Consider the following 17,975-nt stretch of genomic DNA (forward strand, 5'->3'; position numbering starts at 1 on the left):
TCGAGGCGTGGCTCACCACCAGCGGCGCACGGTGCGGCAGGTGCCGTCGTGGACGCGCCAGCGGTCGCGGCCGAGGACGCAGACTTCGATCCGGTCGTGAATGTTGAAGAGGCCCGGCGAGGCGAAGCCGGCCGAGTCGTCGATGCGCCAATAGGCGGTCGAGCGTGTGCCGTCGGAGAGCTTCACCGGGGCGTAGCACCAGCGCCGCGGGATCGGCGAGGGATCGTTCACCGTGGCGCCCTGGCTGCGGATCGTGCCGAACTCGGCGATCTCGAGGTTGTCCTTCTCGACCCGCGCCGCGCCATGGGCGAAGGAGGAGCGGACCGTGTAGAGCACGGTGGCGGCGTCGCATTCGGCGACCGGCACGGACGGCGCCTCGGCGGCGGCCCGACCGGGGGCGAGGGCGGCTGCGGCCAGGAGGCCGGCGGCGACGAGCGGGCGGAGAGAAGCGGACAGGAACATCGTCGGTCCTTCGAAGAGATGCGGGCGCACGCAGGGGACTCGGGGTGCGTACGCGTCCGGATCGATCGCGACGATGGGGGAGGCCAAGGCGAGGGTCAAGCGCGAAAGGCGGCATCGCCCCCGGCGGCCGGCCTCACTCCGGCACCAGCCAGTCGACGCGGGACGAGGCGCCGGGGCCGATCGCCAGGCGTTCGGCGAGCGGCGGCAGCATCACGGCGAGTTCGTCGGCGAGCTTCCACGGCGGATTGAGGATGGTCAGACCGCAGGCGGTCAGCGGCCCGTCGGCGGCGGGCCCGGCGACGGCGAAGTCGGCGGTGAGAAGACGGCGCAGGCCGGTCGCCTTCAGGTCCTCGCGCCAACGGGCGAGATCGCGGAGGTCCTTGATCGGATGCCAGATCAGATAGGTGCCGTTCGCGAAGCGCCGGGTCGCCTCGACGAGACCGCGGGTGAGGCGGTCGAACTCGCCGGGCTTCTCGAAGGGCGGGTCGATCACGACGAGACCGCGGCGCTCCTTGAAGGGCAGGAAGGACTTCAGCGCCAGCCAGCCGTCGAGCTCGACCACCTTCAGCAGGGCGTCGCCGGCGAAGAGATCGGCGAGGGTCCGGGCATCGGCCGGGTGGAGCTCGGTGACGACGGCGCGGTCGTCGTGACGCAGGCCGGCGCGGATGACCAGCGGCGAACCGGGATAGACGGCGAGGCGCTCGGCCGTCAGGTGGGCCGGAGAGGTCAGGCCGTTGACGCGGGCGACCGCCTCGAGCCAGGGGGCGATCAGCTCGGCGACCGGCGCGTCGAAGGGGGCGGCGAGCACGCGGCCGATGCCGTCGCGCCATTCGCCGGTGCGGCTCGCCTCGTCGCCGGAGAGGTCGTAGAGGCCGATGCCGGCATGGGTGTCGAGGACGCGGAAGGGCGTCTCCTTCGCCGTCAGATGGACGAGGATGCGGGCGAGCGCGGCGTGTTTGACGACGTCGGCGAAGTTGCCGGCATGGAAGGCGTGACGGTAGTTCATCGGCGGGCGTCGGTCGGTTGGCGTCGGATCGGGCGGGTGCGGTCGGGCGGGTAGGGGCTGTGGGAACGGACCGGGCGAACGGGCGGGTCGGGACGAAAAACCCTCCCGGCGCGGGAGCGCGGGAGGGTCGATCTCAGGCTCCGCGGCGCCGACCGGGTCGGCGTCGCGTCGCTGGCCGTCACGTGGCTCTCTCGAGAGAGCCCGGACGGATCATTCCTCGTCGTCGAAGGCTTCCGGAGCGTCGAGGCCTTCCTCGGCCGGAGCCTCGCCGCCCTCGATGGGCTGCAGGTTCACGGCCTTGGGGCCCTTGCCGCGCTTGTCCGGCTCGGTCTCGAACGAGATCTTCTGACCCTTGTCGAGGGTGCCGAGACCCGAACGCTCGACCGCCGAGACGTGAACGAACACGTCGGCGCCGCCCTCGTCCGGGGTGATGAAGCCGTAGCCCTTCTCGGCGTTGAAGAACTTCACGGTGCCGTTCTGACGCGGGCCGCGCTCGACCTGCGGACGCGGGGTGCGCGGGCGGAAACCACCATCGTCGCCACCACCGAAGCCGCGATCGCCGCCGCCTTCGCCGCCACCGAACGGACGACGCGGACGGAAACCACCGCCTTCGCCACCGCCGAAGCCGCCACGATCGCCGCCGCCGAAGCCGCCGCGATCACGTCCGCCGCCACCGAAACCACCACGATCGCCGCCGCCGAAGCCGCCGCGGTCGCCACCGCCGAAACCACCGCGGTCGCCGCCGCCGAAGCCGCCGCGATCGCCGCCGCCGAAGCCACCGCGGTCACGATCGCCACCGCCGAAGCCGCGGTCACGTCCGCCGCCGAAACCCTCGTCGCCGAAACCACCACGATCACGTCCGAAACCGCCGCGGTCGCCGCCACGCCCGCCGCCGAAACCACGATCCCTCATTCCAAGTCCTTTCCCGCGGGGCTCGAGCCCCCTATGTACGACACGTTCCCCCGGGACCGGTCGGTCGCGAGGGAAGACGAGGCAGGTACGTTACACGTCGGGACATGATTTGCGCTGTTTTTCTCGCTTTCAGGGGATCGGGAGGTAAAGCCTCCGTCTGCCCTCGAACGCCGAGAACCGGTCGCGCCGACCGTCTCGCCCAAGTTCCGAACCGCCGCCTCGCCGATTTATGGACGAAATGGCGAGAAAGGGCAAGGCCGCCGCGGGCCGGATGGCCGTCACGCGGGCCGCTGCGGTGACGCAGGGTTCACGTGCGGTTTACCGAAAAGCACCGATCCGCGCCGATCGGATCAGCGCGGGCGCTCGGGCTGCAGCCGGGCCAGCCCGCGCGGCGCGCGATCGCGGCGCGACCACACGGCGAGCGTGCGGTAGACCGCCGGATCGACGGCCTCCGGCACCTTCAGTGCCAAGGGCGAACGAATCCGCTTCAGCCGGCCGAGCGACACGCGCTTGGCGGCCATCAGGGCGGCGTTGTCGTCGATCCGGTCGGCGGCGACGAGTGCGACCTCGAGGTCGGGCGCGTCGGTGACGGCGAAGTCGGTGATGTCGACGCGGCGGGTGGTCGTGTCGAGCCGGATCTTGCCGCGGGCGAGTTCGCCGCGGACGACCGGCGCCAGCACGCCGACCCAGACCTTGGCCGGCAGGGCGGCCTGCTGCTGCTGGGCGGGTGACAGCGGACGGCCCTTGGCGTCGCGCAGAATCGGCGGGGCGGCGGGCTTGGTCGGCTTCGCCGGCTGGGTGGGCGCGGCGGCGACCGCATCGCCGGGGCCTCCGAGCGGGCGGAGGGGGCCGGGCACCACGTCGTCGGTCGCGCTCAGGGCCAGCGGCGCCGCGAGGACGGTCGCCAGGGCGAGCGTCGCGAGGCGCACGATCGGCGTCAGGGCGGTTCTCATCTCGCAGGCTCCGGTTGGTCGCGGCTCGACGGGGGATCGTCGCAGGACATATTATGCCTCGCGCCGGGACGCGAGTCCGTTCGCCTCGCGCGATGCGAGGTCGCATCCCGGCCGAGAGGAACTTCATGACCGATACGCCTTCCAGCCTGCGGCTCGCCATCGTCCCGGTGACGCCGCTCCAGCAGAATTCCGCCATTCTCTTCGACGAGGCGACCAAGCGCGGCGCCGTCACCGATCCCGGCGGCGAGATCGGCAAGATCCTCGCGGCGATCGAGCAACTCGGCGTGACGATCGAGAAGATCCTGATCACCCACGGTCATTTCGACCATGCCGGCGGGGCGACGCCGCTCAAGGCGGCGCTCGAGGCGAAGCAGGGCGGGGCGGTGCCGATCGAGGGGCCGCACGAGGGCGACGAGTTCCTGCTCACCCGTATTCCCGAATCGGCGAAGAAGTGGGGCATGGCCGGGTTCGAGGCGGTGACGCCCGACCGCTGGCTCCACGACGGCGACCGGGTGACGGTCGGCCCCTTCACGCTCGAGGTGATCCACTGCCCCGGCCATTCGCCGGGCAGCGTCGTCTATTTCTCGCGCGACGCCGGCTTCGCGGTGGTCGGCGACGTGATCTTCGCCGGTTCGATCGGCCGTACCGACTTCCCCGGCGGCGACCATGCGACGTTGATCGCCTCGATCACCGAGAAGCTCCTGCCGCTCGGCGACGAGATCGGCTTCCTGCCCGGCCACGGGCCGACCTCCACCTTCGGCCGCGAGCGGGCGTCGAACCCGTTCCTGACGGAGGACTGAGGGTTCACGCGTCGGCGGCGACGGCGGCGAGGCCTTCTTCCAGGAGGTCGCCGGCGTTGGGCAGGCCCATGACGTAGGCGGCGGTCGAGCGCAGGCGGCGTTCGTGGGCGCGGCGGACGGCGGCGGGCCACTCCTCGGCCTCGAAGTCGCCGCGGCCGACCCACAGCAGGGCGACGAGGTCGGCCTGTTCGTCGACGTTGAGCGAATCGATGACGCCGCGGACCTGGGCTTCGACGCCGTCGCGGTCGTAGTCCTCGTAGAGGTGGCCGGCTCCGGCCTCGACGTCGTCGTCGGCACCCTCCACGCGTCCGTCGCCGTTCTCGGCGTCGAGCATGCGCAGATGCTCGACCAGTTCGAGGACTTTGGCGATCGACAGATCCATCTCCGCCTCCCTGCCGTCGGTTTCTTCGTGTTCGGCAGGGGAAGTGTGGCGCGTTCGGACGCCGCGGGCCATGAGCCGGATCAAAAAGTTTCCGTAGCGAAAACCGGGCTCAGGCGTCGCCCCGGCGCTTCAGGGCGGCGAGGAAGAAGCAGAATTCGCCCTCGCGCCAGGAGCGGTGGCGACCGGAACCTTCGAGCGACAGCGTCTCGGTGAAACCGGCGCGGAGCGGCGACGGCACCAGGGCGAGCAGCGCGGCGCGGGCCGGCTCGCCGGTCAGGATGGCGCGGCGGGCGTCTTCGGTCCGGTCGGCGAAGGCGACGAGTTCGAGGCCGGCGGCCTCGGCCCGGGCTTCGACGAAGCGGCGGGTGTCGTCGATCGATCCGCGGCGGAATTCGGCGATGCCGATGCGTCCCCCGGGGGCGAGCACGCGGGTGGCTTCGCGCAGGACCTCGTCCGATCGCGGAAAAATGAACGTGGCCTCGACGGCGGCGACGCGGTCGAAGGTGCCGTCGGCAAAGGGCAGGGCGGTGTTGGTCCCGAGCCGGGCGTCGAGGCCGCGCAGACGGCAGATCAGCGTGGCGACGGCGGAGAGGTCGATGCCGGTCCAGCGGCCGCCGGCGACCTCGGCGAGGCGGCGCAGGCCGTCGCCCTGGCCGCAGCCGATCTCGAGGCCGCGGGCGGGTGCTGTGCACGCCGAGGCCTCGACGAAAGTAGCAAGTTCGGCGTAGACGGTAAGGCCGCGGGCACGCAGGTCGCGGGTCTTCACGACGGTGCCGGGCGGTTGATCGGGCGGCGCGAAACCGATGTTCACGAGCCGCGAGCCCGTGACGAGGCCCCACAGGTGGATCACCTCGTAACGCAGGCGCTGGGTCGTCGTCGTCGTGGACAGAGGAATGCTCCGGTCTTGGTCGGGGTGGCCGGCGAGCGAGCCGAACTTGCCGAGAGGAACAGATGAACCTGACGATGCTCTACCCCATCCTGATGCTGGTCGTCTCCAACGTCTTCATGACCTTCGCCTGGTACGGCCATCTCGCCTATCCCAACCGGCCGCTGTGGCTGGTCGTGCTGGTGTCGTGGATGATCGCCTTCTTCGAATACTGCATCGCCGTGCCGGCCAACCGCTGGGGCCATGCCTTCTATTCGGCGATCGAGCTGAAGACGATCCAGGAGGTGGTGACGCTGGTGGTGTTCGGCCTCTTTTCCTTCTTCTGGCTGAAGGAGGCGATCGGCTGGAACCACGTGCTCGGCTTCGCCTTCATCGCGCTCGGCGCCTTCCTCGTCTTCCAGAAGTGGTGAGGGTTGCGCGCGGCCGCCTGCCGCGCGCGTCCGGGTCGCGCTAGAAGAGGTGTCCCGCGAATCCCGCGGGCCTCGCGAGAAAGATCCCGCCGATGCTCTCCCCCCTCGAGACCGAACTGGTCGGCGCAGGTGCTGCCGTGCTGACGACGCTGTGCTGGCTGCCGCAGACGCTGCGCGCCATTCGCCACCGCGACGTCGCCTCGCTGTCGCTCGTCACCTTCTCCGCCTTCACCGGCGGCATCTCGCTGTGGCTGGTCTACGGGCTGCTGATCGGCTCGTGGCCGGTGATCATCGCCAATGCGGTCTCGCTGGCGCTGAACCTCGCCATCGTGGTGCAGAAGATTCGCCACGGGTGAGAGGTCTTGCGAGGCATTCGCAAATATGAGACAAGGGGCCGTCGCCGCAATCGCGGGTCCGTAAGCGTCTGACGTCAAGCAACGCACCAACCTCGGTTCGATCGAGACCGGGGACTTCGACGGAACGAATCCGTTCGAGGGGTGCTCCGGCTCGACGACGCTTCATGGATGATGTCGATGACGACTCTCTCTTCCTCCTCTTCCCGTCGCCGATCGCGCAAGCTGCCGCCTTCCGCGATGGGCATCGTGCTGCCGTTCCTGCTGTCGATCGTCATGACCTTCGTGGTCTCCGGCGTCTCGACGGCGCTCGGCATCGGCCTCGTCGAGGGCCTGATCGGCCGCTGGATGCGCGCCTGGGCCTTCTCCTGGGTGATCGCCTTTCCCGTCCTGCTGATCGCGCTGCCGGCCGTCCGCAAGGTGGCGACGATGATCGTCGCCGCCCCGGGCGAACGGGCGCGCTGAGGCGCCCGCTCGCGGAGCCGTTCCGTCAGCGCCGATCGAACGCGGCGCGGACGGAGCGGCGTCCCAATTCGGTCCGTTCGCAGGGTGCTCCGATCGCCGAATTCGATCGCATTCATCAAGGAAAACGGCTTGCCCGTCCGGGCGACCGGGACTAGGGTCCCGCGGTTCCCGCAAGGACCGTCCTTTCGGGGCAGAATTTCCACGTGCCTTCTTCGTGCCGATCTCGTGGCACCCGACAACGGAGAACCGTCATGGCCTTTCTCGCCGACAGCCTTTCGCGCATCAAGCCTTCCGCCACGATCGCCGTGACGAACAAGGCGCGCGAGCTGAAAGCGGCCGGGCGCGACGTCATCGGCCTCGGCGCCGGTGAACCCGACTTCGACACGCCCGAGAACATCAAGGAAGCCGCGATCAAGGCGATCCGCGACGGCCAGACCAAGTACACCGCGGTCGACGGCATCCCGGAGCTGAAGAACGCGATCTGCGCCAAGTTCGCCCGTGAGAACGGCCTGACCTACAAGCCGAGCCAGGTGTCGGTCGGCACCGGCGGCAAGCAGGTGCTCTACAACGCGCTGATGGCGACGCTGAACCCCGGCGACGAGGTGATCATTCCGGCGCCCTACTGGGTCAGCTACCCGGACATGGTGCTGCTCGCCGGCGGCACGCCCGTCTTCGTCGAGGCCGGCATCGAGACCGGCTTCAAGGTGACCGGCGCCGCGCTCGAGGCCGCCATCACGCCGAAGACCAAGTGGATCATCTTCAACTCGCCGTCGAACCCGTCGGGCGCGGCCTACACCGCCACCGAGCTGAAGGCGCTGACCGACGTGCTGATGCGTCATCCCCATGTCTGGGTGATGAGCGACGACATGTACGAGCACCTCGTCTACGACGACTTCACCTTCGCCACCCCGGCGCAGGTGGAGCCGGGCCTCTATGACCGCACCCTCACGGTGAACGGCGTCTCCAAGGCCTATTGCATGACCGGCTGGCGCATCGGCTACGCCGCCGGCCCCGAGGCGCTGATCAAGGCGATGGCGACGCTGCAGTCGCAGTCGACCTCGAACCCGTCGTCGATCGCCCAGTGGGCGGCGGTCGAGGCGCTGAACGGGCCGCAGGGCTTCATCGCCGAGCACAACAAGGTGTTCAAGGAGCGCCGCGACCTCGTCGTGTCGATGCTGAACCAGGCCAAGGGCATCACCTGCCCGACCCCGGAAGGCGCCTTCTACGTCTACCCGTCCTGCGCCGGCACGATCGGCAAGACCTCGCCCTCGGGCAAGGTCATCACCTCGGACGACGACTTCGTCACCGAGCTGCTCGAGGTCGAGGGCGTCGCGGTGGTCCAGGGCGCGGCCTTCGGTCTGGCGCCCCACTTCCGCATCTCCTACGCCACCGCCACTTCGGCGCTGGAGGAAGCCTGCAAGCGCATCCAGCGCTTCTGCGGCAACCTGCGCTGATCGATCGGCCCACTGGCGCCGCGACGTGATATGGAAGGACCCCGCCGACGGCGCCGTCGGCGGGGTTTTTTCGTTTCGGGCAGGGCGCCTTCGGCAACCGTCATCGCTCGGTGGGTGGTGCTGTAACCGACGTTGCGGATTTGTCGACCGTGTCGGACTTCGCCGTCGCGGACGTCGTCGTCCCGGCGCCCGATGCCGCCCCTCCGAGTTCGCGGATCGGATAGACGCGTTCGAGATAGACGTACATGAAGGCTAGGGAGATCAGCAGGATCACGACGCCGACCACCGACGTCGACAGCGCAAGACTGCTCGGCGACAGGTTGATGGTGGTTCCGTAGGCTTTTTCGGCAGGTGCGTCGCCACCGCCTTCGATCGCGCCGGCCCGCGTAGTCGCTATTGGTTTGTAAATGCCAGCTCTCAGCTGCAGATAGGCAAGGAAGAGCGCCGTGCCGATGATCGCCGAGACCACGGCGAGGATCACGAAGCCGGCCGTGCGCTGGTCGTTGAAGGCGGCCGTCCGAACCCGTGCAAGTTGGGCGTTCTGACGGGCAATCTCGATATTCGTGTCGATCACGGCCTGTCGCAAGGCCATGTCCTGTCCGTCGATGCTGTTCTGGAGCTCCGTGTACGCCTCGCGTATCCTCTCGTAGTTGAGCCTGTAGGCGTCGCGCTCTTCCTCGAGGGAGAGCGTGGGTCGCGTAGTCGGCATGGTGGCGACGTCCGCCCCGACGGGCGCGTGTTTGGCGAGTTCCGCCGCTGTCGTCGAGTTCGCCGTGCCGACGAAAATCGCGATGATGAGTGCTGCAAAGGCACAGGGCAGGCGCTTCATGGGCAGGCCCTCTTCGCAGGCCCATCCCGATCGATGCAAAAGCAAAACGTCGGTTGGTCCGGAATGGGGGCGCACGTCGGCCACGTCGGCACTCGGCCGGGCGCCGGCGGCGTCGCCGAGCCGCCGCCCCGTAGGACAGGCGGCGGTGGCACGGTCATGTATTCGACATTCGGGACGACCATCTCGTTTCCATTGAGAGGGCGGTCCTTGCCGAGGCCGAGCCGATCCAGGTTCAGCTGTCGATCGATGCCGCTCGGCGGCAACAACACGGGTTGCGCCGATGCGGTAAACGCCGAGGCGATCATGATGGCTAGCCACAGCGACGCGCGGGTCATGGCGGTCGTCCCTCCCGGCCCGGTTCACCGCCGGGAGGCGGGTTGATCGGGCGGCTCCATGATCATATCGAACGAGTCCGCATTCAATCATTGTTTCTATTTGAAATGCAATTTTTGATATTCATGCAGAATGACCCGAGCGTTACGCACCCTTCACGCCTCATCCGCCAGAATGGCGAAATGAGATGTCGAGAGGAGGACGAACGATGGACAGGCGAAGGTGGAGAGGGCCGGCCCCCACCCTCGTCATCGCTACGTGGATGGTGCTCGGAGGCGCCCGAACGCTTGTTTCGCTCCGCATCGACTGGGCGTCGTTCTGGCCACCGCTTGTGATCACCATCGGGCTAGTTGGGCTGACACTCTTCTACGACCGAGTGCGTGTCGATCGGCGAATCGCGGCGACGGCGCGTGCCGCGGCGCTGATGATCGCCTTCTCGCTGGCGATCGCGCTCCTCAACTATTTCGGCTTCGACCTCCATCGCCCACGCATCGACGTCGAACTGGCGGCCTTCGATCGGGCGCTCGGGCTCGACTGGTGGGGCTACGTCACCACCGTGAAGAGTTCGCGGATCGTCGGGACGATCCTCTCGCTCGCCTACATGTCGACGCAGGGGCAGGTCGTGGTGGCGATCCTGATCCTCGGCTTCACCGGGCACCTGCCGGAGCTCGAGCGTCTCATCCTCGCCTTCATGCTCGGCGCGATCGTGGTGGTGGCGACGTGGTGCCTCTTCCCGAGCTTCGGCGCGCTGCCGCTCGCCTACGAGCGTGGCATGGCCGATCCGCCGTTCTTTCTGGCGATGGATCGCGCCTATGCCGAGGCGCTCGTCGCCTATCACGGTGGCGCGGTGCCGGTGCTGCGGTTCGAGACACTGGTGGGACTGGTCGGCTGTCCGTCGTTCCACACGACGATGGCGGTTCTGACCGCGTGGTCGCTGCGCGGCGTGCGTTTCGTCGCACCGGTCGCTGTCGTCCTCAACCTGCTCGTCGTCGCGGCGGTGCCGGCCGACGGCGGCCATCACTTCGTCGACGTCCCTGCCGGTCTGGCGGTGGCGGTCGTCGCGGTGGTCGCCAGCCGGTGGTTGGTGCGCGGGCGCGCGGGAGCGGGCGAAGCGGAGCCGCGGGCGGCCGTCGCCGCCGAGGCGACGCGATGACCGCTGCCGTCAGGCGGCGTCTTCTTCCGGGATCGGCGGGGTGCGGGGGGTGATCAGGATCTTGTCGATGCGGCGGCCGTCCATGTCGACCACCTCGAAGATCCAGTCGCCGACCACGGCCTTGTCGCCTTCGGTCGGGATGCGGGCGAGCACCGACAGCATCAGGCCGCCGACGGTGTGATAGCCCTCGTGCTCGAGGTCGGGCAGATCGACCAGACGTTCGAGCTCGTCGATCGCCTCGTCGCCGTCGATCAGCCACGAGCCGTCGTCGCGGCGGACCGGGCCGGAGACCTGCGGCGCGTCGACGTCGGCGAAGTCGCCGGTGATGCCCTCGACGATGTCGGTGAGCGTGACGAGGCCCTGCAGGCCGCCGTATTCGTCGACGACGAAGGCGGCATGGACGGGCGTGTCGCGGAAGCGCTCGAGCAGCTTCAGCACCTGCGCGCTCTCCGGCACGATCAGCGGCTGCTTCAGATGCGCCTTGGGGTCGAGCACGCGGCCCTCGACGGCGTCGCGCAGCAGGTCCTTCTTGTAGAGAAGGCCGATCGGCTCGTCGATCGAGCCCTCCGCCACGATCATCGCCGAATAGGGACATTCGAGGATCTCGTCGCGCAGGCGGTCGGGCGGATCCTGCGGGTCGATCCAGTAGAGATCGGGGCGCGGCGTCATCACCGCGCGCACCGGGCGGTCGGCGACGCGCATGACGCCTTCCAGCATCTCGCGCTCTTCCGGGTCGAGGACGCCGGCCTCGACGCCTTCGGCGAGCACGTGCATCACCTCGTCCTCGGTGACGTCGGCGCCGGTCGTCTCGTGGACGCCGAGGCGTTCGAGCAGATAGTTCGAGGTGCCGTTGAGGAGCGACACGAAGGGCGCGGTGACGCGCGAGAAGACGTCGACGAAGCCGGCCATGGCGAGGGCGATCGGCTCGGGCCGGGCGATGGCGAGACGCTTGGGCACCAGTTCGGCGAAGACGATGGTGACGAAGGTCATGATCATCATGACGACGACGAAGGCGGTCTCCTTCGCCGCCCAGGCGAAGGCGGGCCAGGTCACGATCAGCCAGTCGGCGAAGCGTTCGGAGAGTTGGGCGCCCGACGAGGCGCCGGCGATCAGCGCCGTCAGCGTGATGCCGATCTGCACGGCGGAGAGGAAGCGGCCGGGATGTTCGCCGAGTTCGAGCGCGCGGCGGGCACGGCGATCACCGTCGTCGGCGAGCGCGGCGATGCGGGCGCGACGGGCCGAGACCAGCGCCATTTCCGAGGCGACGAAGAGAGCATTGACGAGGGTGAGTGCCGCGAAGATCAGCAAGTCGACGGTCAACATCCGATACGCGGGCCGAGCCCCTCCGAACCATGAAAGAGCGCGGACCTTAGCAGATAAACGCGCGCTCGTGTGCGGTTTCGCGGTCGGCGGGCAAGGAAGTTGCGATCTACGGAGCAACACGGATCGGAAAGACGCCGAGCGATCGCCGCTTCGCCGGCGAAACGATCGTCGTTTCAGATGCTTGGCCAGAAGGTGTGCGATCGGCCCGGATACGCGCGGTCGGTGAAATCGCCCGCACGGCGATCCTCGCGGCTTGCACGGGAAAAAAAACGGCGCGACGATCCTCCCCGCGTCGGATCGCGCCCCTCTCGAGGTGCCCGCCGCACCCCATCCCCCCGCCGGCCGAGGTCGCGCGGGGCGTGGGATGGGGGAACATAAAGAGAACAATCAACGAGACAGGATTGGAGACTGCCATGACCTCCTCCGACAAGGGACAGACCGGCGGCAGACGAGGCGGGCCCCGGTGCGTTGCGCTCGTGGGGCCCTTCGGCAGCGGCAAGACCACGCTGCTCGAGGCCATTCTCGAACGCACGGGGGCCGTGACCCGAGCAGGAACCGTGGCGGCGGGAACGACCGTCGGCGATGCGTCCCAGGAAGCGCGCGACCACCGGATGGGCGTCGAGCTCAACGTCGCCGAATGCGAATTCCTCGGTGACCGCTACACGTTCCTCGATTGCCCCGGTTCGGTCGAATACGCCTTTGAGGCCGAGGCGGCGGTGACCGGCGTCGACGTCGCGATCGTCGTGGCCGAGGCCGACGCCAAGAAGATCCCGGCACTGCAGCTCACCCTGCGCATGCTGGAAGACCGCGAGATTCCCCACATCCTCTTCCTCAACAAGCTGGACAAGACCGAAGGCGGCGTCCGCGACGTGCTGGAGCTGATGCAGCCCGCCTCGCGCGTTCCCCTCGTGCTGCGCCAGATCCCGCTGGTGAAGAACGGCGCGACCGTCGGATCGATCGATCTGGCGCTCGAGCGCGCCTATGTCTGGCACGAGCACGCCGCGTCCGAAGTCACCGAGATCTCCGATGCCGACAAGTCGGCCGAGGTCGAGGCGCGCTACCAGATGCTGGAGCGCATCGCCGACTACGACGATCATCTGATGGAAGAACTGCTGTCGGACGTCGCCCCGCCGCGCGACGAGGTCTTCGACGATCTCGTCAAGGAACTGCGTGCGGGCCAGATCTGTCCGGTGTTCATCGGCTCGGCCGAGCACGGCAACGGCGTCAGCCGGCTGTTGAAGGCGCTGCGCCACGAGGCCCCCGGCCTCGCCGAGACCTGCGAACGGCTCGGCCTCGACTGCGGCGGCGACGCGGTGGTCCAGGTCATGAAGACCATCCACACGCCGCACGGCGGCAAACTGTCGGTCAGCCGCGTGCTCACCGGCAAGGTCGTCGACGGCGCCACGCTCTTCGCCTCCGACGGTTCGTCGGACCGCGTCTCGGGCATCTACAAGTTGGTCGGCAAGGAGCAGCAGAAGAAGGCCGAGGCGGTGGCCGGCGAGACCGTGGCGCTGGGCAAGATCGATCCGGCGCAGACCGGCACGACGCTCGCCGCGCGCAAGGGCGGCATTCCGGCGCTGGTCTCGCTCGACGCGCCCGAGCCGGTGATGGGCTTCGCCATCGCCTCGCTCGACCACAAGGACGACGTCAAGCTCTCGGCGGCGCTCGCCAAGATCGTCGAGGAGGATCCCTCGCTGCTCGTCCGTCAGGATCAGGACACCGCCGAGACCATTCTCGAGGGCCAGGGCGAGATGCACCTGCGCGTCGCGCTGGAGCGGCTCGAGCACAAGTTCGCGATCAAGGTGAAGACGGGTCCGGTGTCGGTTCCCTACAAGGAATCCTACCACGGCAACGTCTCGGTCCGCGGGCGGCACAAGAAGCAGTCGGGCGGCCACGGCCAGTTCGGCGACGTCGCGCTCGAGGTCTCGGCCGGCGTGCGCGGCTCGGGCTTCGTCTTCGCCGACCGGATCACCGGCGGCGTGGTGCCGCGGCAGTACATCCCGGCGGTCGAGGAGGGTGTCGCGGAGTTCCTGGAGAAGGGCCTGCACGGCTTCCCCGTCGTCGACCTCCAGGTCGCGCTGGTCGACGGCAGCTATCACACCGTCGACAGTTCCGACATGGCGTTCAAGACGGCCGCCCACATCGGCATGAAGGAGGCGCTCGCCCAGCTCCATTCGGCGCTGCTCGAACCGATCCTCAAGGTGTCGATCACCACGCCGTCGGATGCCACGGCGCGCATCAATCAGATCGTCTCCGGTCGTCGCGGCCAGCTGCTCGGCTACGACGCGCGTCCGGGATGGGAAGGCTGGGACGTGGTCGAGGCGCTGATCCCGCAGGCGGAGATGGACCATCTGATCGTCGACATCCGCTCGGCGACGCAAGGGGTGGGCACCTATCGCCAGAGCTTCGACAATCTCGCCGAAGTGACCGGCCACGTCGCCCAGAAGGTTCTGGAGCGGGCCAAGGCGGCGCATCAGGCGGCGTGAGCGAACGTGTCGCAGCGTAAATCCGGGGGCCGGCGGAGCAAACCGCCGGCCCTGCCGTTCTTCCGCCACGGAAGGGGTGTCGGAGTCCCGTCGCGAAGCCGGCGCCGGGATTAACCTTCCAGACAGTTCGTTCTGGTGTCGGCGGCCTGTTCCGATGCAGAAAGATGAAGAAATCCTTTCTGCATCTGCTCATCGCTGGTCCCGGATCGATACATGGCGTCGTTCGATCACAGTCGGTCTCATGTTCCTCTCTGGAGGTCCGTGCCGGTAGGCGCCGGAAGGCGTCGCTGGTCGACGGAAGTCTTGCAGATCGTCACGGTTGCATGCGACGTCGCGGTGATCTTCGGGTCGGCGGTGGTGACCGCCCGGGTCTACCAGGGTTTCCTGCCCCAGGGTCCCGGCGACATCCTGCTCGCGATGGCGGCGCTCGCCTGCTGCATCTTCCTCGCCTTCATGGGCGTGCGCGGCGCCTATCGCACCGCCGCCCTGTCGGTGGCGCGGCAGCAGGTCGGGCACGTGCTCGTCGCCTGGACCTTCGTCTTCCTCAACCTCGCCTGGATCGGCTTCCTGCTCAGGGCGAGCGAATCCTTCGCTCGCGGCACGGTGCTCCTGTGGTTCGTGGTCGGCGGCTTCGTGCTGACGGCGCTGCACGGCTTCGGCGCGCGGGCGCTGGCGCGGGCCTTCGCTTCCGGCGCCGTCTCGCACAGCCGCGTCGCGGTGGTGGCGGTGGCCGAGGACGGCGGCGCGGCGCGGCTCGCCGCACGGCTGGCGCAGGACGGCGTCGGGGTCGCCTCGCTCACCGTGGTGGCGCCGGGCGACGACGCCGGCCCCGGCCTCGTCGGCGGTCGCGTCGGCGAGGACGTGCGCCGGACGCTGGCCGAACGGCCGCTCGACGGCGTCTGGGTCTTCGCCTCGTGGAACGACCGCCGCCAGATCGAGGAACTGCGCGCCGAGCTCGGGCCGGTGCCGGTGCCGATCCATCTCTTCGCCGATCACGAGACCGAGCGGATGCTCGCCCGACCGCTGCTGCGGGTCGGCGATCTCGTCGGGCTCGAGCTGCAGCGCGCGCCGTTGTCGAAACTCGACCGGGCGGCGAAGCGGGTGCTCGACGTCACCGTCGCCTCGCTCTGCCTCCTCCTCCTGGCACCGCTGATGGTGCTGACGGCGCTCGCCATCGTCGTCGAGAGCGGCCGGCCGATCCTGTTCCGTCAGCATCGCAAGGGCTTCGGCGCGCGGCCCTTCTCGATCCTCAAGTTCCGCTCGATGACGGTGCGCGAGAACGGTTCGGACGTCGTCCAGGCGACCCGCGGCGATCAGCGCATCACCCGCATCGGCAGGATGATCCGCCGCACCTCGATCGACGAGCTGCCGCAGCTCTTCAACGTGCTCCGGGGCGACATGTCGCTGGTCGGGCCGCGGCCGCACGCGCTCGCCCACGACGACTACTACGACGGGTTGATCGCCTCCTACGCGCTGCGCCAGCACGTCAAGCCGGGCATCACCGGCTGGGCACAGATCAAGGGCCTGCGCGGCGAGACCCGCGAGGTCGAGCAGATGCGGGCGCGCGTCGAGCACGACCTCTGGTACATCGAGAACTGGTCGATCTGGCTCGACCTGCGCATCCTGATGGTGACGGCGCTGATCGTCCTGTTCGACGACAACGCCTTCTGAGGACACCTCCGACGGGGAGGGGAGAAGCCGCGGTGGTCCGGGGGGACGCCGCGGCTTCTCGGTTTTTCGGCCATCGCCACGCCGATCGCGTTCTGCCGTTGAAATGATATAAAGATATCTTTATATCGTTCTTCATGAAGACGAAGCCGATCTCCTCCGCGCCCGTTCCTGCCGCGCCCGATGCCGCCCCTGCCGGGCGGTTCGGCGGCGGCACGCTCTCGGCCGAGGCACTGGTCTCGGTGCTGCGGGCGAGCGGCGAGCCGTCGCGCCTGCGCATCCTGACGCTGCTCGCCGCCGGCGATCTGACGGTCAAGGATCTGACCGCGGTGCTCGGCCAGTCGCAGCCCCGCATCTCGCGCCATCTGAAGCTCCTGACCGAGGCCGGTCTCGTCGAGCGTTTCCCCGAGGGCGCCTGGGTCTATTACCGCCTCGCCGACGACGGCGCGGCCGGCGCCCTGGTGCGCGGTCTGCTCGCGACGTTGGACGCCGGAGATGGGCCGATCGGCCGCGACCGCGAGCGGCTGGCGACGGTGAAACAGGCCCATGCCGAGCGCACCGCCGCCTATTTCGCCGATCATGCCGGCGACTGGGAACGGCTGCGTTCGCTCCACGTCGAGGAGACCCGCGTCGAGGAGGCGATCCGCGACATTCTCGGCGATCGTCCCTTCGGCCAGCTTCTCGACATCGGCACCGGCACGGGGCGGATGCTGACGCTGCTTTCCGATCGCTTCGAGCGTGCCGTCGGTGTCGACGCCTCACACGACATGCTGGCGGCGGCGCGCACCGAGCTCGATCGCGCCGGGCTGACGCGGGCCCGCGTCCAGCACGGCGACGTCCACGCGCTCGGCCTCGCGCGCGACGCCTTCGACGTCGTGACGGTGCATCAGGTGCTGCACTATCTCGACGATCCGGGCTCGGCGATCCGCGAGGCGGCGCGTGCGCTGCGCCCCGGCGGGCGTTTCCTCGTCGTCGACTTCGCGCCGCACGATCTCGAATTCCTGCGCGAGAGCCATGCCCACCGCCGGCTCGGCTTCTCGCATCAGGAGATCGCCCGCCTGCTCGAACAGGCCGGCCTCGACGTGGTCGAGGTCCGCGATCTGCCGCCGAGCGCCGACCGCGCGTCATCGACCGAGGGCGCCCTCACGGTGACGCTGTGGCTCGCCCGCGATCCCCGCATCCTCGTCGCATCCGATTCCAGGAAAGCCATCGCATGACCGTCTCGGCTCGCCCCGTCATTTCCTTCGAGTTCTTCCCGCCCAAGACGGAGAAGATGGAGACCGCGCTGTGGGCGGCGGTCGAGAAGCTGGCGCCGCTCGATCCCGCCTTCGTCTCCGTCACCTACGGGGCGGGCGGCTCGACGCGCGAACGCACCCACGACACCGTCGCCCGACTGGTGCGCGACACGAAGCTCGTGCCCGCGGCGCATCTGACCTGCGTCTCGGCGACCCGCGACGAGGTCGACGCGGTGGTGCGCGCCTATGCGGGCGCCGGCGTCCGCCACATCGTGGCGCTGCGCGGCGATCCGTCGGAGGGTGTCGGCACCGCCTATCGGCCGCATCCGGGCGGCTACCCCTACGCCGCCGATCTGGTGGCGGGGATCATGGCGATCGGCGGCTTCGAAGTGTCGGTCGGGGCCTATCCCGAGCGCCATCCCGAGAGCGCCAGCTGGGACGCCGAGATCGACAATCTGAAGCGCAAGGTCGATGCCGGCGCCTGCCGGGCGATCACCCAGTTCTTCTTCGACAACGACCTGTTCGAGGGCTTCCTCGAGCGGGTGCGCGCCGCCGGGATCTCGATCCCGATCGTGCCGGGCATCATTCCGGTGCACAATTTCTCCGCCGTCGCCGGCTTCGCCGAGAAGACCGGCGCCAGCGTGCCGGATGCGGTCAGGGCGCGTTTCGCCGGCGTCGGCGAGGATGCGGCCGAACGGGCCAAGGCGGCGATCGACTTCGGCATCGACCAGGTGGCGGATCTGCGCGCCCGCGGGGTCGAGGACTTCCACTTCTACACGATGAACCGGGCGGATCTCGTCACGGGCATCGTGGCGAGCCTGGGGTAGAGTGGGGTAGGGGCGGACGGTGCGGGATGGGCGTGGCC

The 17,975-nt window shown here is 69.0% G+C and carries 20 protein-coding genes; 11 read left to right on the forward strand and 9 right to left on the reverse strand.

The genetic code is table 11. The features are described 5' to 3' along the window. Positions 1-12 precede the first annotated feature (12 nt). The 3 genes from ACT53U_RS13025 to ACT53U_RS13035 form a co-directional block, all read right to left on the reverse strand. A complete protein-coding gene (locus ACT53U_RS13025; protein ID WP_476155692.1) occupies positions 13-462 on the reverse strand; it encodes a hypothetical protein in 450 nt (149 codons plus the stop codon). Between the two features lie 133 nt (positions 463-595). Further along, positions 596-1,468 (reverse strand): 23S rRNA (adenine(2030)-N(6))-methyltransferase RlmJ, encoded by an 873-nt coding sequence (locus tag ACT53U_RS13030; protein ID WP_476155693.1) that lies wholly within the window; start codon positions 1,466-1,468, stop codon positions 596-598. Positions 1,469-1,678: 210 nt separating this feature from the next. Beyond that, positions 1,679-1,936 (reverse strand): cold-shock protein, encoded by a 258-nt coding sequence (locus ACT53U_RS13035; protein WP_476155695.1) that lies wholly within the window; start codon positions 1,934-1,936, stop codon positions 1,679-1,681. On the opposite strand from ACT53U_RS13035, the gene ACT53U_RS13040 reads away from it, so the two are divergent. Continuing rightward, positions 1,862-2,488: a hypothetical protein gene (locus ACT53U_RS13040; RefSeq protein WP_476155697.1), complete on the forward strand. Its 627-nt coding sequence runs from the start codon at positions 1,862-1,864 to the stop codon at positions 2,486-2,488. The two genes, ACT53U_RS13035 and ACT53U_RS13040, sit on opposite strands and share 75 nt — an antisense overlap. A 242-nt stretch (positions 2,489-2,730) precedes the next feature. Here the strand turns inward: ACT53U_RS13040 and ACT53U_RS13045 are convergent, their stop codons facing one another. Then, positions 2,731-3,333 (reverse strand): DM13 domain-containing protein, encoded by a 603-nt coding sequence (locus ACT53U_RS13045; RefSeq protein ID WP_476155699.1) that lies wholly within the window; start codon positions 3,331-3,333, stop codon positions 2,731-2,733. Between the two features lie 125 nt (positions 3,334-3,458). Between ACT53U_RS13045 and ACT53U_RS13050 the strand changes: the two genes are divergently transcribed. Continuing rightward, entirely contained in the window at positions 3,459-4,133 is a 675-nt protein-coding gene (locus tag ACT53U_RS13050) for an MBL fold metallo-hydrolase (RefSeq protein ID WP_476155701.1), read from the forward strand. A 4-nt stretch (positions 4,134-4,137) separates the two neighbouring features. Here the strand turns inward: ACT53U_RS13050 and ACT53U_RS13055 are convergent, their stop codons facing one another. Together ACT53U_RS13055 and ACT53U_RS13060 are read right to left on the reverse strand one after the other, a co-directional pair. Beyond that, a complete protein-coding gene (locus ACT53U_RS13055; RefSeq protein ID WP_476155703.1) occupies positions 4,138-4,515 on the reverse strand; it encodes a DUF3775 domain-containing protein in 378 nt (125 codons plus the stop codon). 109 nt (positions 4,516-4,624) lie between these two features. Further along, positions 4,625-5,326, reverse strand: coding sequence for a class I SAM-dependent methyltransferase (locus tag ACT53U_RS13060; protein ID WP_476155705.1), 702 nt, complete (start codon positions 5,324-5,326; stop codon positions 4,625-4,627). 140 nt (positions 5,327-5,466) lie between these two features. Between ACT53U_RS13060 and ACT53U_RS13065 the strand changes: the two genes are divergently transcribed. The 4 genes from ACT53U_RS13065 to ACT53U_RS13080 all read left to right on the forward strand — a co-directional run bounded on the left by ACT53U_RS13065 (position 5,467) and on the right by ACT53U_RS13080 (position 8,083). Beyond that, complete coding sequence (locus ACT53U_RS13065; RefSeq protein ID WP_476155707.1) at positions 5,467-5,811, forward strand: DMT family protein; 345 nt, start codon at positions 5,467-5,469, stop codon at positions 5,809-5,811. Positions 5,812-5,903: 92 nt separating this feature from the next. After that, complete coding sequence (locus ACT53U_RS13070; protein WP_476155709.1) at positions 5,904-6,167, forward strand: SemiSWEET family sugar transporter; 264 nt, start codon at positions 5,904-5,906, stop codon at positions 6,165-6,167. Positions 6,168-6,344: 177 nt separating this feature from the next. Then, positions 6,345-6,629: a DUF2798 domain-containing protein gene (locus ACT53U_RS13075; protein ID WP_476155710.1), complete on the forward strand. Its 285-nt coding sequence runs from the start codon at positions 6,345-6,347 to the stop codon at positions 6,627-6,629. A gap of 251 nt (positions 6,630-6,880) precedes the next feature. After that, on the forward strand, positions 6,881-8,083 hold the full coding sequence (locus ACT53U_RS13080; RefSeq protein WP_476155711.1) for a pyridoxal phosphate-dependent aminotransferase: 1,203 nt from the start codon (positions 6,881-6,883) through the stop codon (positions 8,081-8,083). A gap of 100 nt (positions 8,084-8,183) precedes the next feature. Here the strand turns inward: ACT53U_RS13080 and ACT53U_RS13085 are convergent, their stop codons facing one another. Further along, positions 8,184-8,912 carry a hypothetical protein gene (locus ACT53U_RS13085; RefSeq protein ID WP_476155713.1) on the reverse strand — a complete coding sequence of 243 codons (729 nt, stop codon included), beginning with the start codon at positions 8,910-8,912 and terminating at the stop codon, positions 8,184-8,186. Continuing rightward, a complete protein-coding gene (locus tag ACT53U_RS13090) occupies positions 8,909-9,247 on the reverse strand; it encodes a hypothetical protein (RefSeq protein WP_476155715.1) in 339 nt (112 codons plus the stop codon). The genes ACT53U_RS13085 and ACT53U_RS13090 overlap by 4 nt, the downstream gene beginning before the upstream one ends. A gap of 329 nt (positions 9,248-9,576) precedes the next feature. Here ACT53U_RS13090 and ACT53U_RS13095 point away from each other — a divergent pair, with 329 nt between their 5' ends. Beyond that, on the forward strand, positions 9,577-10,398 hold the full coding sequence (locus ACT53U_RS13095) for a phosphatase PAP2 family protein (protein ID WP_476155717.1): 822 nt from the start codon (positions 9,577-9,579) through the stop codon (positions 10,396-10,398). Positions 10,399-10,407: 9 nt separating this feature from the next. On the opposite strand, the gene ACT53U_RS13100 is transcribed toward ACT53U_RS13095, so the two are convergent. Then, complete coding sequence (locus ACT53U_RS13100; RefSeq protein ID WP_476155719.1) at positions 10,408-11,721, reverse strand: hemolysin family protein; 1,314 nt, start codon at positions 11,719-11,721, stop codon at positions 10,408-10,410. 413 nt (positions 11,722-12,134) lie between these two features. On the opposite strand from ACT53U_RS13100, the gene ACT53U_RS13105 reads away from it, so the two are divergent. The 4 genes from ACT53U_RS13105 (at position 12,135) to metF (ending at position 17,937) form a co-directional block, all read left to right on the forward strand. Beyond that, positions 12,135-14,207, forward strand: coding sequence for an elongation factor G (locus ACT53U_RS13105; RefSeq protein WP_476155721.1), 2,073 nt, complete (start codon positions 12,135-12,137; stop codon positions 14,205-14,207). A gap of 303 nt (positions 14,208-14,510) precedes the next feature. Beyond that, positions 14,511-15,878 (forward strand): undecaprenyl-phosphate glucose phosphotransferase, encoded by a 1,368-nt coding sequence (locus ACT53U_RS13110; protein WP_476155722.1) that lies wholly within the window; start codon positions 14,511-14,513, stop codon positions 15,876-15,878. 134 nt (positions 15,879-16,012) lie between these two features. Continuing rightward, a complete protein-coding gene (locus ACT53U_RS13115; RefSeq protein WP_476155723.1) occupies positions 16,013-17,092 on the forward strand; it encodes an ArsR/SmtB family transcription factor in 1,080 nt (359 codons plus the stop codon). Beyond that, positions 17,089-17,937: a methylenetetrahydrofolate reductase [NAD(P)H] gene (metF, locus tag ACT53U_RS13120; RefSeq protein ID WP_476155725.1), complete on the forward strand. Its 849-nt coding sequence runs from the start codon at positions 17,089-17,091 to the stop codon at positions 17,935-17,937. The genes ACT53U_RS13115 and metF overlap by 4 nt, the downstream gene beginning before the upstream one ends. Positions 17,938-17,975 lie beyond the last annotated feature (38 nt).

This window comes from Pinisolibacter sp. DMC19 (assembly GCF_056313985.1).